Below are 13867 nucleotides of genomic sequence, written 5' to 3' on the forward strand. Positions count from 1 at the left end.
TCGTCAGCGGGCCTTCAACGCGAACACTCCCCAGCCGAGCAGGTTGCGGCGGTAAGTGGTGTGCCGCAACGGTTCCCGGTCGAGGTCCTGGCGTACCGCGGGGGCGAGCCCGTCGTCCGGGTTCGCGTCCAGCCACTGCCGGAGCGTGAACCACTGGGCGGCCGCGTACCGGTCCCAGCTGTCCTCGTCGGCGAGCACCATCTCGACGAGGTCGTAGCCGAGCTCGCCGAAGAGGCGTACCAGGCCGGGCAGCGTGTCGAAGTCGTCCCTCGTGCGCGCGTGGCACGCCTCGATCGCCTCCTGGCTCGGCGGCTCGCTGCGCCAGAACGGCTCGCCGATGAGCATGAGGCCGCCGGGCCGCAGGGACTGTTCGAGCAGGCGGACGGTGCCGGTGACGCCGTCGCCGATCCAGGTCGCGCCGATGCAGGCGGCCACGTCCACGCGCTCGGCGGCGACGTAGCCCCGGGCGTCGTTGTGCTCGAACGTGACCCGGTCGGCGACGTCCAGCTCGGCGGCGCGTACGCCGGACAGCCGGATCCAGTCCTTCGCGATGTCCACGCCGTGACCGGTGATGCCGTGGTCACGGGCCCAGGTGCACAGCATCTCGCCGGTGCCGGAGCAGAGGTCGAGGATCCTGTCGCCCGGGTTCAGCCGGATCGCCGCGCCGAGCGTGGCGAGCTTCTCCGGGGTGTACGGGTTGTGGACGCGTTGCCCGGTCTCACGGATCAGGAAGTGGCGGGGGAGGGCCAGGGCTTTCTTGTCCATGATGGATGATCCTTCGTGGTCGATGGTCGGTTCTGGACGGAACGAGAACGGACGGCATCGACAAACATCAAATCATCTCCTTGGATGGGAATGTGGCCGAAGCCAATCAGGCCAGGAGAAGGCCCGCAACCGATTTACGACTTGGACCGCAGATAGGTGAGTACTGCCAGGACGCGCCGGTTGGTGTCGTCGGTCGGCGGCAGGCCGAGCTTGGCCAGGATGTTGCCGACATGCTTGCCGACCGCCGCCTCGGTGACGAACAGCCGCTGCGCGATCGCCGCGTTCGAATGCCCCTCCGCCACCAGCTCCAGCACTTCGAGCTCGCGGCCCGACAGGGCGGCCAGCGGATCGGCGGAGCCGCGCAGGAGGCGGCGGACGACCTCGGGGTCGACGACCGTGCCGCCGCCGGTCACCGTCCGCAGCGCCGCGGCGAAGTCCGCCACGTCCACCACCCGGTCCTTGAGCAGGTAGCCCACCCCGCGGCCGTCGCCCGAGTCGAGCAGCGCCGCCGCGTACTCCGCCTGCACGAACTGGCTCAGGACCACGACCGCCAGCCCCGGGTACGCGCCGCGCAGCGCCACCGCCGCCCGCAGCCCCTCGTCCGACTGGCCGGGCGGCATCCGGATGTCGGTCACGACCAGTTCGGGCCGGTGCTCGGCCACGGCCGCGGTGAGCTCCTCGGCGTCGCCGACGCTGGCCACGACCTCGAAGCCGAACCGGGACAGCAGGCTCGCCAGTCCTTCGCGCAGCAGTACGCCGTCCTCCGCCAGTACCGTTCGCGTCACTCGCATGGCAGCTCCACGCGTACGAGCGTAGGGCCGCCGACGGGCGAGGAGAGCAGGAGGCGGCCACCGACCGCGCCCACCCGGTCGGCGAGGCCGACGAGCCCGGTGCCGCGCGCGGGGTCGGCGCCGCCGCGGCCGTCGTCGCGGACCTCGACGGCCAGGAGCCGGCCGCGGCGGGTGACCGAGAGGTCGATCCGGGTGGCACCGGCGTGCTTGGCGACGTTGGCGAGGGCCTCGGAGACGGCGAAGTACGCGGCGCCCTCGACCCGCTCCGGCAGTCGGCCGACGTCGGTCACGAGGTGGACCGGGATGGCCGACTGGTCGGCGAGTTCCCGCAGCGCGCCGGGCAGCCCGAGATCGGTGAGGCTCTGCGGCCGGATCCCGACGACGAGATCGCGCAGCACGACCATGAGCTGCTTGGCCTGCTCGTGGGCCTGGGCGAGCGGCGCCGCCGCCGGGGAGTCGGCCGGCACGTCCAGCCGGGCGAGCCCGATCTGCAGGGTGAGGCTGGTCAGCCGGTGCTGCGCCCCGTCGTGCAGGTCGCGCTCGATCCGCCGCCGCTCCGCCTCGTACGCGTCCACCAGCCGCGCCCGCGACCGGCTGACCTCCCGCAGTTCGGCCGAGCCGTCCCCGGTGAGCAGCGCCCGCGTGACCATCCCCTGGACGGCGCCGAACATCCCCGCGACGTAGAGCAGGACCGGCAGCATGAGGACGCCGGCGATCGCGTACGGGATCGTCTCCCGGACGGTGTGGACCTCGGTGACGCCCAGCGCCATGCCGGGTGGGTGCACGACGAACGGGCTGGCGATGAAGGAGACGGCGAGCAGGGCCAGCAGCGCGTACGCGAAGTACGCGAAAGGCACGACGACGGCGAGGAACAGCAGGTAGAGGACCTGCAGAACGCGGTTGCGATGGGCCGCGACGGGCCGGTCGTCGATCATGGCGAGCCGGCGCCGCTCGACGGCCGCCAGGAAGATCGCCGCCGGTACGCCGATCAGCCCCGCGAACACGACACTCACCAGGACGAGGTACGCCTTGACGGCCGTGATCGGCTTGCCGTCGACGGCGTCGCGGACGACCGCGTAGACGGGCAGCGCGAACAGGGACAGGGTGCCGCCCAGGACCATGCTGAGCGGCACGGTCGACACGAGGTACGCGACCGCGCGCCACGGCCAGACGGTGATCAGGTATCGGCGCGATGCCAGCGCCGGGAGCAGGTAGGACACGCCGAAGACGGTATCCGCGGCGACCCGGGGCGGCCCAGCCGTCCACTATCACCTTCCGGCACCGGCTATCCCCACGCCGAGAAGTAGGGCTAGCCGTAGTGCGCCGGACCCGGTCGGCCGGGTTCGATCGTAGGCATGTGGTTGCTGTCGTTCGTGGGATGGAGCGGGATCGGGACGGTCCTGCTGGGCGCCGCTCTGGTGGTGGTCTGCATCGCCGCCCGCATCACGACGAGATAAGGGCGGGACAAGGGTTCAGCCGGGTTCTCCGACGAGGGAGAGCACGTGCTCCAGGCCGCGCGGACCGGTCCTCGACGGCCGGGGCAGCAGGAACACGCACATCCCGGCCCCCACCGCCCCCGAGTCCGTGAGCGGGTTGTCGCCGACCATCAGCGTCCGGGCCGGATCCGCGCCGAGGTGCGTACAGGCGGTGAGGAAGCAGGACGCGGCCGGCTTGCAGACGCCGTGTTCGAACGACATGACGACCGTGTCCACCCACGGGGACAGGCCCAGCCGGTCGAGCGCCGGGCGCAGGTCGAAGCCCGTGTCGCTGACGATCCCCACCGGCAGACCCCGGTGCCGCAGGGTTTTCAGTGTCGTCAGGGTGTCCGGGAACGCCTCCCAGGACTCGGCGCTGACCGTGCGCGCGTACAGGGCGTCGGACAGGCCGGGGTGCAGATCGTCGCAGCCGGCCTCGGCGTACAGCGCCGTCCACACCTCGCGGTGCCGGTCCGCGGCGAGGTCGCGGCCCTTGGCCAGTTCCTCCGCGGTGCTGCTGCGGGCCAGCACCCGGCCCCAGACGTCGCTCACCTTGCCCGGATCGATCGGATCCGCGCCCAGGTCCGCGGCGGCGCCGTGGAGCAGTTGCTCACCGCTGCCCGACAGGCGGATCAGCGTGTCACCCGCGTCGAAGAGCACAGCCTCGAACCTGCTCACAGAACCCCTCTTCCCGTACGCGTCACCGGTGCGCCCCCGTGAGTACCGGCGGTGCCGAGACGGGCGCGGTCGACGGCACGACCCGGTGACGGAACTGCCACACGACGTCCCGGCCGAACGACTCGACGAGCAGCCCGAGCGCTCCTAGGACGGCCACCGCCGTCACCGCCCGAGGCAGCACCCCGGCCGCCGCCACGGCGAGCACGATCCCCTGGACCGCCGCCACGACCTTCCGCCAGTACCGGGGCGGCACCGGGCTCGCCAGCCAGGCGAATACCCAGGATGCGGCCACGTACGCGTACCGCATCAGGCCGATCGCCAGCGGCCACCAGCCCAGGGCGTGGGTCGCGTACGCGCTGAGGATGAGGATGAGAGCCGCGTCGGTCTCCATGTCGAACCGGGCCCCGTGCGCCGACACCGTACGCGTGCCCCGCGCGACCCGCCCGTCCACGGCGTCGAGGACGAGGGCGACGGCCGCCAGCGCGGTGAACAGGACGACCGGGACGGCGCGGGCGAACGACGCGGCGGTGAGCGCCGCGACCCCGCTGCCCAGCACGGCCCGGGAGAGGGTGACCCAGTCGGCGGGCCGGAAGTCGGTGTGCCCGGCCTTCAGCAGGCAGCCGCAGAGCACCGCACCGTACGCGAGCCCGGCCGCCCAGCCGGCGGCTCCCAGCTCGGTGGTGGTGGCGAGCAGCGTCGTGAGCGCGACGGCTCCCAGAAGCCCGAGTACCGGTCCCGACCGGAACATACGCCTCACTCCGCCTCTGCTGGCCATGACCCGACATCAGCTGAATATCCGAAAACAAACCCTAAACGGGGTAACAGCCCATGTATTGGAGAATGCATACTATGACGGTTCTGTCCGGCCGGCGGGAAGGCGAGGTCCCATGGCACGCTCGTTCTGGGTCGCCGCCGCGGGCGTCGGAGAGATCCGCACAGAGGTAATACCGGCACCCGGTCCCGGCGAGATTCAGGTCCGCAGTCTTTTCTCCGCCGTCAGCCGTGGCACGGAGACCCTCGTCTTCCGCGGTGAGGTCCCGCCCTCGCAGTACGCGGTCATGCGCGCGCCGTTCCAGGAGGGCGACTTCCCGGCCCCGGTCAAGTACGGCTACCTCAACGTCGGCGTGGTCGAGGCCGGGGATCCCGAGTGGCTCGGGCAGACCGTGTTCTGCCTGCATCCGCACCAGACCGAGTACGTCGTGCCGGCGAGTGCGGCGGTACGCGTACCGCAGGGGGTGCCGGCCCGGCGGGCGGTGCTGGCCGGCACCGTCGAGACCGCGGTGAACGCCGCCTGGGACGCGGCCCCGCTCATCGGCGACCGGATCACCGTCGTCGGGGCGGGGATGGTCGGCTGCTGCGTGGCCCGCGTCCTCGCCGGCATCCCGGGAACCGACGTGGAACTCGTGGACGTGGACGGCAGCCGGGCGGACACGGCCGCGGCGCTCGGCGTACGCTTCGCCGCGCCGGCGACGGCCACCGGTGGACGGGATCTCGTCGTGCACGCGAGCGCCTCGGCGGCCGGCCTGAACCTGGCGCTCGGCCTGGCCCGTACCGAGGGCACCGTCCTCGAACTGAGCTGGTACGGCGACCGCGAGGTCGGCATCCGGCTGGGCGAGTCGTTCCACTCCGGACGGTTGACGGTCCGGGCCAGCCAGGTCGGCCGGATCGCCCCCGCCCGCCGGGACGCCCGCACGTACGCCGACCGGCTCGGGCTGGCGCTGGAACTGCTGCGGGACCCGGCGTACGACGCGCTCATCACCGGCGAGTCGCCCTTCGACGAACTGCCCGCGGTCCTGCGGTCGCTGGCCGCCGGCCGCCCGGCCTTGGCCCATCTGATCAGATACTGACCCGGATACCGAGCTGGATCTCGAGGAGGAACCGTGTACAGCGTGACCGTCCGCGACCACATGATGATCGCCCACAGCTTCCGGGGTGCGGTGTTCGGCCCGGCGCAGGCGCTGCACGGCGCCACGTTCGTCGTCGACGCCACCTTCAAGCGCCCCGAACTGGACGCGGACGACATCGTCGTGGACATCGCGCTGGCCACCGAGCAGTTGCGGGCGGTGCTCGGCGCGTTCAACCTGCGCAACCTCGACGAGCTGCTGGAGTTCCAGGGCGTGAACACCACGACCGAGCGCCTCGCCCAGGTCATCGCGGACCGGCTGGCCGACGCCGTCGCGGACGGGCGGCTCGGCCCGAACGCGGACGGGCTCAGCGGGATCGTGGTCACCCTGCACGAATCGCACATCGCCTGGGCCGGCTACGAGCGGTCGTTGTGAGTCTCACCGTCCACTTCGTACTCCCGGGGGACATCGACGATCCGCTGAGCCCGAGCGGCGGCAACACCTACGACCGCCGCGTGGCCGACGGCCTGCCCGGCCTGGGCTGGCAGGTGCGCGAACACCCGGTCCCCGGCGCCTGGCCGCTGCCCTCGGCCGCGGACCGCGCGGCCCTGCGCACCGTCCTGAGTGGAATTACCGACGGCGGGACCGTGCTGGTCGACGGGCTGGTCGCCACCACCGTCCCCGAGATCCTCGCCGCCGAGGCGTCCCGGCTCCGGCTCGTCGTCCTCATGCACATGCCGTTCGCCAACGCCCGCGAGGAGCGGGCCCTCGGGTGCGCGGCCGCCGTCGTCGCCACCAGCGAGTGGACACGGCACGAGCTCATCCGCCTGTACGCGTTGCCGCCCGCCCTGATCCACGTGGCCCGCCCCGGCACCGACCCGGCCGCCGAGGCGGTCCCGCGGGAGGCCGGTTCCCGGCTGCTCTGCGTGGCGGCGGTGACGCCGAACAAGGGCCACGACATCCTGGTCTCGGCGCTGGCCGCGCTGGCCGGTGAGGACTGGACCTGCGTCTGCGCCGGTTCGCTGACCAAGGACGCGGCGTACGCGGACGCGCTTCGTGACCGCGTCGCCGCGCTCGGCCTGGCCGAGCGGATCCTGTTCACCGGAGCCCGTGTCGGCGCGGATCTGGAGACCGCGTACCTGGAGGCGGACCTGCTCGTCCTGCCGTCGCGGGGGGAGACCTACGGGATGGTCGTCGCCGAGGCGCTGGCGCACGGCGTACCGGTGGTGGCGACCGATGTCGGCGGCGTCCCCGAGGCCCTCGGCGGTACGCCCGCGCGGCGTCCCGGGCTGCTCGTCCCGCCGGACGATCCCGGGCGCCTCGCCGGGGCCCTGCGCGACTGGCTGGCCGACCCCGGGCTGCGGGCCGCCCTGCGCCGCGCCGCCCTCGACCGGCGCCCCGACCTGCCGGGCTGGCCGGAAACGACCCGCCGGATAGCGGAAGCTCTGATCGGGGTACGCGGTTGAGAACAGATGTGACCTGGAAGTGGGTACGCCTCCTCGGCGGCCTGGCGATCCTGGCGCTGCTCGTCTGGCGGGTGGGCAGCGGACCGTTCCTCGACGGCGTCCGCGTCATCGGGATCGGGGCACTGCTCGCCGCGTTCGGGATCGGCGTCCTGACCACGATCGGGAGCGCCTGGCGCTGGCGGCTGGTCGCCGGCGGCCTCGGCACCCGGCTGCCGCTCGGCCCGGCGGTCGCGGCGTACTACCGCTCCCAGTTCCTCAACACGACCCTGCCCGGCGGCGTGGTCGGCGACGTGCACCGGGCCGTCCGCCACGGCCGTGAGGTCGGCGACGTCGGCCTCGGCGTACGCGCGGTGGTGCTGGAACGCTTCTCGGGCCAGGCGGTGCAGGTGGTGCTCGCCGCCGTGGTCCTGACCGCGCTGCCGTCCCCGGTGCACGGGCGGATGCCCTACGTGCTGGCCGCCTGTGCGCTCACCGGGGTACTGCTCGCACTACTCGTGCACTACTCGCCCCGGCTGGCCGGGCCGTTCCGCATGATCGGGGCGACCGTGCGGGACGGGCTGCTCACCCGGCGCGCCTGGATCGGCGTCGGACTGGCGAGCGCCGCGATCGTGGTCGGTCACGGGGCCACGTTCGTGCTGGCCGCGCGTACCGCCGGATTGACGGCGTCGCTGACGGTGCTCGTGCCGCTGACGTTGCTGGTGCTGCTGGCGATGGCGGTGCCCCTGAACATCGCGGGCTGGGGGCCGCGCGAGGGCGTGGCCGCGTGGGCCTTCGCGGCCGCCGGGCTGACCGCGGCGCAGGGCGTGTCGACGGCGGTGACGTACGGCGTGCTGGTGCTCGCGGCGAGCCTGCCGGGCGCGGGCGTGCTGGGCTACCAGTGGTGGCGGCAGCGGGTCTCCCCGGCCGCGCCCGACCCCTCGCCGGCCGGTCAGTCTGTGGATCCGCCTGCCGATCACACTGCGGATCAGCCCGCTCGTCTGTCTGGTGTGGACCGTGGCCGGTCGCCCCGGGGCTGGGTGACGGTGGTGGCCGTGGCCGCGCTGGTCGCCGCCCTGCTGCTGCCGGACGACCGGAACCTGCTGTCCCCGTGGACCTTCCTGCGCGTACCGGTCGAGGCGGTGGTCGCCGTCGCGCTGATGCTCGTGCTCCCGTCGCGGGCCCGCCGGCCGGTCGCGCTGGTTCTCGGCGGCGTGCTCGGCCTGCTCACCGTGGTCAAGGTCGTCGACATGGGCTTCCTCGCCGTCCTCGACCGGCCGTTCGACCCGGTCGCCGACTGGACCTTCCTCGGCGCGGGCGTCAACTACGTCGCCCGCGCGATCGGCTGGCCGGGCGCCATCGCCCTCGCGATCGGCGCCGCCGCGCTGGCCCTCGCGGTCGTGGTCCTGCTCGCCCTCGCCGCCGCCCGCGTCCTTCCCCTGCTCCGGCCGTCCGCCTGGCGGGGCGTCGCCGTCGCCGCGGCCGCCTGGACGGTCCTGGCCCTCGTCGGCGCCCAGCTCGGCCCCGGCCTGCCGATCGCGGACCGCACGACGTCCGTCCTCGCCTACGACCGGGTACGCGCCGCCGGGCAGACCGTGCACAACCACCAGACCTTCCCGGCCGAGGCGGCGAACGACGCGTTCAAGGACGTCCCCGGCAGCCGGCTGCTGCAAGGGTTGCGGGGCAAGGACGTCCTGCTCGTCTTCGTCGAGAGCTACGGCAAGGTCGCGCTGGAGGATCCGCTCATGGCCCCCGGCGTGGACAAGGTCCTGGCCGCCGGCGACACCGGCCTGGCCGCCGCCGGATACTCCGCCCGCAGCGGCTACCTCACCTCCGCCACGTACGCCGGCGGCAGCTGGCTGGCCCACTCGACCCTCCAGTCCGGGATGTGGATCGACGGCCAGCAGCGGTACAACGACTTCACCGCCAGCGACCGGCTGACCCTGAGCACGGCCTTCCACAAGGCGGGCTGGCACACGGTCTGCGTCTCGGCCGCCGACAACGGGCCCTGGCCGGAAGGCTCGGTCTACCACTACGACGACTTCATCAACGTCGACGCCCTGCACTACCAGGGACCGAAGTTCGGCTACGCGGGCATCCCCGACCAGTACACGATGTCGACCTTCCAGCAGGACGAGCGTACGCCCGGCCACGCACCGCTGTTCGCCGAGATCGATCTGATGTCCAGCCACTCCCCGTGGACACCGCTGCCCCGATCGATCCCGTGGAGCGCGGTGGGGGACGGGAACGCGTACCACAGCCAGATCACCGGCCCGGTCTCCGACGGCCTCGGCCGCAGCTCCGCCCAGGTACGCACCGACTACGGCAAGACGATCGAGTACTCCCTGTCGACGATGGTCTCCTACGTCCAGCAGTACGGGGACCCGAACCTCGTCGTGGTGATGCTGGGCGACCATCAGCCGGCGGAGCAGGTGTCCGGCCAGAACGCCAGCCGGGACGTGCCGATCACCATCATCTCCCAGGACGCGTCGGTGATGTCGCGAGTGGACGGTTGGGGGTGGAGCGCGGGTCTGCGACCGGCCCCGTCCGCTCCCGTCTGGAAGATGGACGCCTTCCGCGACCACTTCCTGAGCTCTTTCGCCCGCTGATTCAGGACGACGGCTCAGGACGCCGGTGACCAGGGGCGCGCAGGCGCGTGGCGCAGCATCCAGGTCCGCACGGGATGCTCGATGAACCGGCGGCGCTGGCCTGCCAGGCCGGCGTCCTGGGGCTGGTCGCCGTCGGCGAGCAGCTCGGCGAGTTCCCGTGCGATGTGGTTGTCGTAGTCCGACAGCATCGCCGTCGCCTCCGGGTCGCGCTGCGCCTGCTCGTGAGTGCGCCGACGGGCGATCGCCTGGGCCCATGCGCTCACCTCGCAGCCCGCGTGATGGCCGGCCAGGTGCCACATCTCCACGAAGACACCGGTGGTGACGAGCTCGGCCAGGCCCGCGTCACCACCGGTGAGACGCCAGGCGTACGCGCGGATCTTGGGCAGGAGAATGCCGTACAGCGCGGCGAAGGCGACGGTGTCGCCCCGGGAGGTCCTGGCCACCAACTGGGCCAATACGCCGTCGCCGACGGCCATCGCACCATGCCGAACCGGCCTGACGCCGCGCTTGCGGACGGGAACGGGAACGGGGCTGTCCGGGACCGACCTTTCCGCCATCACGAGACACTCCTCCGGACGACCTTCGCCAAGGCCGCCGGGGTCTGGGGCGGGCCACGCACGGTGACGCGCTCGCAACGACACGCGGGGGAGCGCAGTGTGGTGTCGACATCATACATGACCGGCGTCGATATATGTCCGGCATCGACCTCTGGCCCATTTAGATGGGTTGATGGATGGAGGACCGTCCCCGGCCCGCGCTCTTCGCCTGGTACATGGCCGCGTCGGCGGCGCGGATGAGTTCGAGCGCGTCGGTACGCCCGGCACCGCTGAGGGCGATGCCGATGCTCGCGTTGACCGTCACCGTCCGTCCACTCACGAAGATAGGCTCGCCGACCGCCGCGATGATCCGGTCGGCGACGGCCACCGCCTCGGCGGGATCCTCGACGTCGCCGAGCAGCAGGGCGAACTCGTCGCCGCCGTACCGGCCGGCGAGATCGGTCGAGCGCAGGTGGGTGGTGACCCGGGCGGCGGTGACGGTGAGGATCTCGTCGCCGACGATGTGGCCGTGCTCGTCGTTGGCCTCCTTGAACCGGTCGAGGTCGAGGAAGAGCAGGGCGGCCGGGCGGCCCTCGGCGAGGTGCTCGTTGAGGCGTTCGAGGAACAGGCCGCGGCTGGCCAGGCCGGTCAGGGCGTCGTGGGCGGCCTGGTGCATCTTGCGGACGGTGTGCGCGTCGGTCAGCGCCAGGCTCACGTTCTGCGCCAGTACGCGCAGCGTCTGCGCCTCCTCGGCGGTGTAGATCCGGCCCGGCACGGTCGATCCGACCACCAAGGCACCGCACACCTGGCCGTTCTCGTGCACGGGGACCGCCATGGAGATCCTCAGGTGGCCGTCGGTGATGTCGCGCAGGCAGGTGCCGGAGACGGCGTACCCGCTGACGGTCACCACTTCGCCGCGGCGGAGGGCCTCCCCGGCGGCACCGGCCTCGCCGGCGGGCATCGAGACCGTCTCGGGTCCCCGCAACCCGGCCGACGTACGCAGCCGCAGCCGTTCGCTGTCGGCCGCGTCCCGGGTCCACAGCGCGACGATCTCGCCGCCGAGCAGGTCGAGGGCGGCCGCGACGATGCCGTCGAGGACGTCCGGGACCGGGTCGCGGCGTTCGATGGCCCGCTGGATGAGCGACAGGTGCCGCAGCAGCCGCTGCTGTTCGTGCAGGGATTCCAGCAGCCGGGTGTTCTCGGCCGCCTGGCGTTCGCTGCGCTGGCGCATCTCGTGCTCCACGCGGAGCGTACGCAGCATGGTGAGGGTCAGGTCGAGGACGCGGGCCATGCCCCGCACGAGGCTGCGCTCCTCGACCGAGAAGCTGTCATAGCCCCAGCGAGCGACGATGAGCTGGCCGGGGCGGCTACCCGCCCACGACGCGGTCACCGCCGGGCTCTTGCCGAGGCCGGGCACGTCCAGCCAGTCGCGCTCGCGCCGGCCCACCGCGAGCAGGTCCTGCTCGGCGACGGCGTCGCGCGGGAAACCGATCGCCGCGACGACCTGCCCGTCCAGGACCACCGCGGCGACCTCGGCCTCCAGTGCCTGCGCGGCCCGCTCGGCGGCGCCGCGCGCGGCGGCGTCCTCGTCGGTGAACGAGGACATCACGGCCAGGAGCTCCAGCAGCTGCTGGACCTGGAGGGACCCGGGGCCGTCGGCCATCGAGATCAGCCCAGCGCCAGCACGGCGAGGGTCTGGTTGTGGAAGCCGTCGATGCCGCGGGTCCGGGCGATCTCGCCGTAGGTGTAGAACCCGCAGAACGGTACGCCGTCGGCCCACTTCTCGACGTGCGCGCCCTCCTTGACGATCCCGTCCTCGCCGAGGACCGCGCGCAGCGCGGCACAGCTGAACGTGAGCAGCCCGACCGGCGGCGCACCGTCGAGGCCGTCGATGGCGTCCTTGCAGGCGGCGTCGGTGGCGTCCAGAATGGACCGCTCGTCGCCGGTCAGCACCCACGTGAGACCGCCGTGGTCGATGGCGCCCCCGCCGCCGATCGAGCGGCCGACGAGGTCGACCTCCGTGCTGAGGTTGCGCGCCTCGATGCCGCTGCGGCGCTGGATGCCCAGCGGCCTCGACAGCGTGTACGCGGTGAACACCTCCGGATCGGTCCAGGCCCGCGGCGGCGCCTCGATCCGTTCGAGGTAGACGTCGAGGGCCGGGCGGTCGTCGAGGGTGTAGACCCGGCCGTCCCCGGCGGACGTGACGATCATGGGTTGGCCGACCCGGCTCCAGCCGTGGCGTACGCCGATGGACAGCGGGGCCTCGGAGGTGATCGCGACGGCGATGACGGCGTCGGAGAGCACACGGTCGTCGGACATCAGGTAGCCGCCGGTCATCCGCCAGCCGTCCGCGCACGCCCCGCCGAACAGCGGCACCTCGGCGCCGAGCACGCTGTAGACGCCGCGCAGGATCGACTCCTGGTCGCGGATCGCCCCGTCGGTCAGCAGCATCAGGACGCGGTGCGCCCGGCGCTCGACGGCGTCCACGGCCCGGGCCAGGTCCTCGCCGGCCTCCCGCTGGCGGCCGGACACGTTCTCGGCGACGCGTACCGCGACGGCGAAGCCGGTTCCGCCGATGACGGCCACGGTGACCGTGCCGTCGGTGGGCCCGCCCGGTCCGAGTTCGCCGTGTGTCGTGCAGCCCACCACCGGTACGCCCGGCAGCACCTCCCGCAGCCCGGCGAGCACCTCGGCGGGTTCGTAGGTGATGGCCACGAAGACCAGGACCAGCTGGGGATCCGGCCCGATCGCGGCCGCGCCCGCCGCCGCCCGTCCGGCGGCCGCGCCGTCGGTCTCCGCCGACCGGCCGACGCCCATCCAGCGGTCCGGATGCGCTCGTGTCCGCCCGACGGCCACGGTCGGCCCGACGTTCTCTGGCTTGACGTTCTCGGGCCTGACGTTCCCGGGCGTGATGTTCCCGCTGTCCCCGTTCACGTGCTTCGCACCTCCCTGCGACGGGTGCGAGGTTCGGCTACGTCCCGCCGCCAGCATCAGGAGAATTCATAGTACTCACGCCGTTCTCACGTGGGCCGGAACCGCCTCACGCGTACCCGTAGGCTGGGATGATCGCGCCCGAGACGGGCCACGCGTCGGCCGAGCACAGGAACGCGATCACCTTCGCCATCGCCTCGACCGGCACGGCCTTGGCCAGCACGCCCTCCGGCATGACCGCCCGGTTGGCCGGAGTGTCCATGAGGGACGGAAGAACCGCGTTCACGCGTACGCCGGAAGCCTTGTACTGCTCGGCGAGCAGACCGGTCAGCCGGACCACCGCGGCCTTCGACACCGAGTACGCGACGGGGTCGGCGCCGGTGACCGCGGACCGGGAGCCGACGTTGACGATGGCGCCGCCGCCGGTGAACCGGGGGAGCGCGGCCTGGCAGGACCACAGCGTGGTGGCCAGGTTGATGTCGATCGCGGCGTCGAGCGTGTTCTCGGTCAGTTCGCTCAGATCGCCGGGCTGGTAGCCGCCCGCGATGTTTACCAGGGCGGTGGGCGTGCCGGCGGCGTCCACCTGCTCCCAGGCGGCCTGCACGGCGGCGCGGTCGGTCAGGTCGACCCGCACGGCCTCGGCGCCCGGCAGGGTCTCGCCGGAACGGTCGAGCGCGAGGACGCGGCAGCCGCGGCCGAGCAGCTCGGCGACGGTGGCACGGCCCAGGGCGCCGCTGGCGCCGGTGACGACGACGAGATCAGTCATGGGCCCATTCTTCAATAACGGCCGCCCCGT

At 72.7% G+C, this 13867-nt stretch carries 13 protein-coding genes and 1 pseudogene; 5 read left to right on the forward strand and 9 right to left on the reverse strand.

The genetic code is table 11. From position 1 onward, the window contains the following. Window positions 1–3 precede the first annotated feature (3 nt). From G401_RS0141655 to G401_RS51960, 5 genes are all read right to left on the reverse strand, one after another. Window positions 4–765, reverse strand: a complete 762-nt coding sequence (locus tag G401_RS0141655) for an SAM-dependent methyltransferase (RefSeq protein WP_211240982.1) — start codon at window positions 763–765, stop codon at window positions 4–6. A gap of 134 nt (window positions 766–899) precedes the next feature. Then, window positions 900–1556, reverse strand: coding sequence for a response regulator transcription factor (locus G401_RS0141660; protein WP_034594735.1), 657 nt, complete (start codon window positions 1554–1556; stop codon window positions 900–902). Continuing rightward, a complete protein-coding gene (locus tag G401_RS0141665; protein WP_027347173.1) occupies window positions 1547–2776 on the reverse strand; it encodes a sensor histidine kinase in 1230 nt (409 codons plus the stop codon). Before G401_RS0141665 ends, G401_RS0141660 begins: the two co-directional genes overlap by 10 nt. Window positions 2777–3028: 252 nt before the next feature. Further along, on the reverse strand, window positions 3029–3709 hold the full coding sequence (locus G401_RS0141675; RefSeq protein WP_027347174.1) for an HAD family hydrolase: 681 nt from the start codon (window positions 3707–3709) through the stop codon (window positions 3029–3031). Between the two features lie 22 nt (window positions 3710–3731). Further along, window positions 3732–4457 (reverse strand): CDP-alcohol phosphatidyltransferase family protein, encoded by a 726-nt coding sequence (locus tag G401_RS51960; RefSeq protein WP_064741971.1) that lies wholly within the window; start codon window positions 4455–4457, stop codon window positions 3732–3734. Window positions 4458–4596: 139 nt separating this feature from the next. Here G401_RS51960 and G401_RS0141685 point away from each other — a divergent pair, with 139 nt between their 5' ends. The 5 genes and pseudogenes from G401_RS0141685 to G401_RS58755 all read left to right on the forward strand — a co-directional run bounded on the left by G401_RS0141685 (window position 4597) and on the right by G401_RS58755 (window position 9604). Next, entirely contained in the window at window positions 4597–5556 is a 960-nt protein-coding gene (locus G401_RS0141685; protein ID WP_027347175.1) for a zinc-dependent alcohol dehydrogenase, read from the forward strand. 33 nt (window positions 5557–5589) lie between these two features. Then, window positions 5590–5988 (forward strand): 6-pyruvoyl trahydropterin synthase family protein, encoded by a 399-nt coding sequence (locus tag G401_RS0141690; RefSeq protein ID WP_027347176.1) that lies wholly within the window; start codon window positions 5590–5592, stop codon window positions 5986–5988. Beyond that, entirely contained in the window at window positions 5985–7019 is a 1035-nt protein-coding gene (locus G401_RS0141695) for a glycosyltransferase family 4 protein (protein ID WP_027347177.1), read from the forward strand. Before G401_RS0141690 ends, G401_RS0141695 begins: the two co-directional genes overlap by 4 nt. Beyond that, window positions 7016–7888, forward strand: a pseudogene (locus G401_RS58180) (lysylphosphatidylglycerol synthase transmembrane domain-containing protein); the annotation flags it as partial. The gene G401_RS0141695 and the pseudogene G401_RS58180, both read left to right, overlap by 4 nt. A 993-nt stretch (window positions 7889–8881) precedes the next feature. Then, on the forward strand, window positions 8882–9604 hold the full coding sequence (locus G401_RS58755; RefSeq protein ID WP_407636980.1) for a sulfatase-like hydrolase/transferase: 723 nt from the start codon (window positions 8882–8884) through the stop codon (window positions 9602–9604). Window positions 9605–9618: 14 nt separating this feature from the next. Here G401_RS58755 and G401_RS53975 read toward each other — a convergent pair whose 3' ends face one another. From G401_RS53975 to G401_RS0141720, 4 genes are all read right to left on the reverse strand, one after another. Beyond that, a complete protein-coding gene (locus G401_RS53975; RefSeq protein WP_027347179.1) occupies window positions 9619–10080 on the reverse strand; it encodes an RNA polymerase sigma factor in 462 nt (153 codons plus the stop codon). A gap of 241 nt (window positions 10081–10321) precedes the next feature. Beyond that, the gene (locus G401_RS53980; protein WP_051367992.1) at window positions 10322–11803 is read right to left on the reverse strand and encodes a sensor domain-containing diguanylate cyclase; all 1482 of its coding nucleotides are present in this window, start codon (window positions 11801–11803) and stop codon (window positions 10322–10324) included. Window positions 11804–11808: 5 nt separating this feature from the next. Beyond that, window positions 11809–13074 carry an FIST signal transduction protein gene (locus G401_RS0141715; protein WP_051367993.1) on the reverse strand — a complete coding sequence of 422 codons (1266 nt, stop codon included), beginning with the start codon at window positions 13072–13074 and terminating at the stop codon, window positions 11809–11811. A gap of 106 nt (window positions 13075–13180) precedes the next feature. Next, window positions 13181–13837 (reverse strand): SDR family NAD(P)-dependent oxidoreductase, encoded by a 657-nt coding sequence (locus G401_RS0141720; protein WP_027347181.1) that lies wholly within the window; start codon window positions 13835–13837, stop codon window positions 13181–13183. Between the last annotated feature and the right edge of the window lie 30 nt (window positions 13838–13867).

Origin of the sequence: Hamadaea tsunoensis DSM 44101, assembly GCF_000428945.1 — a bacterium.
Lineage (GTDB): Bacteria > Actinomycetota > Actinomycetes > Mycobacteriales > Micromonosporaceae > Hamadaea > Hamadaea tsunoensis.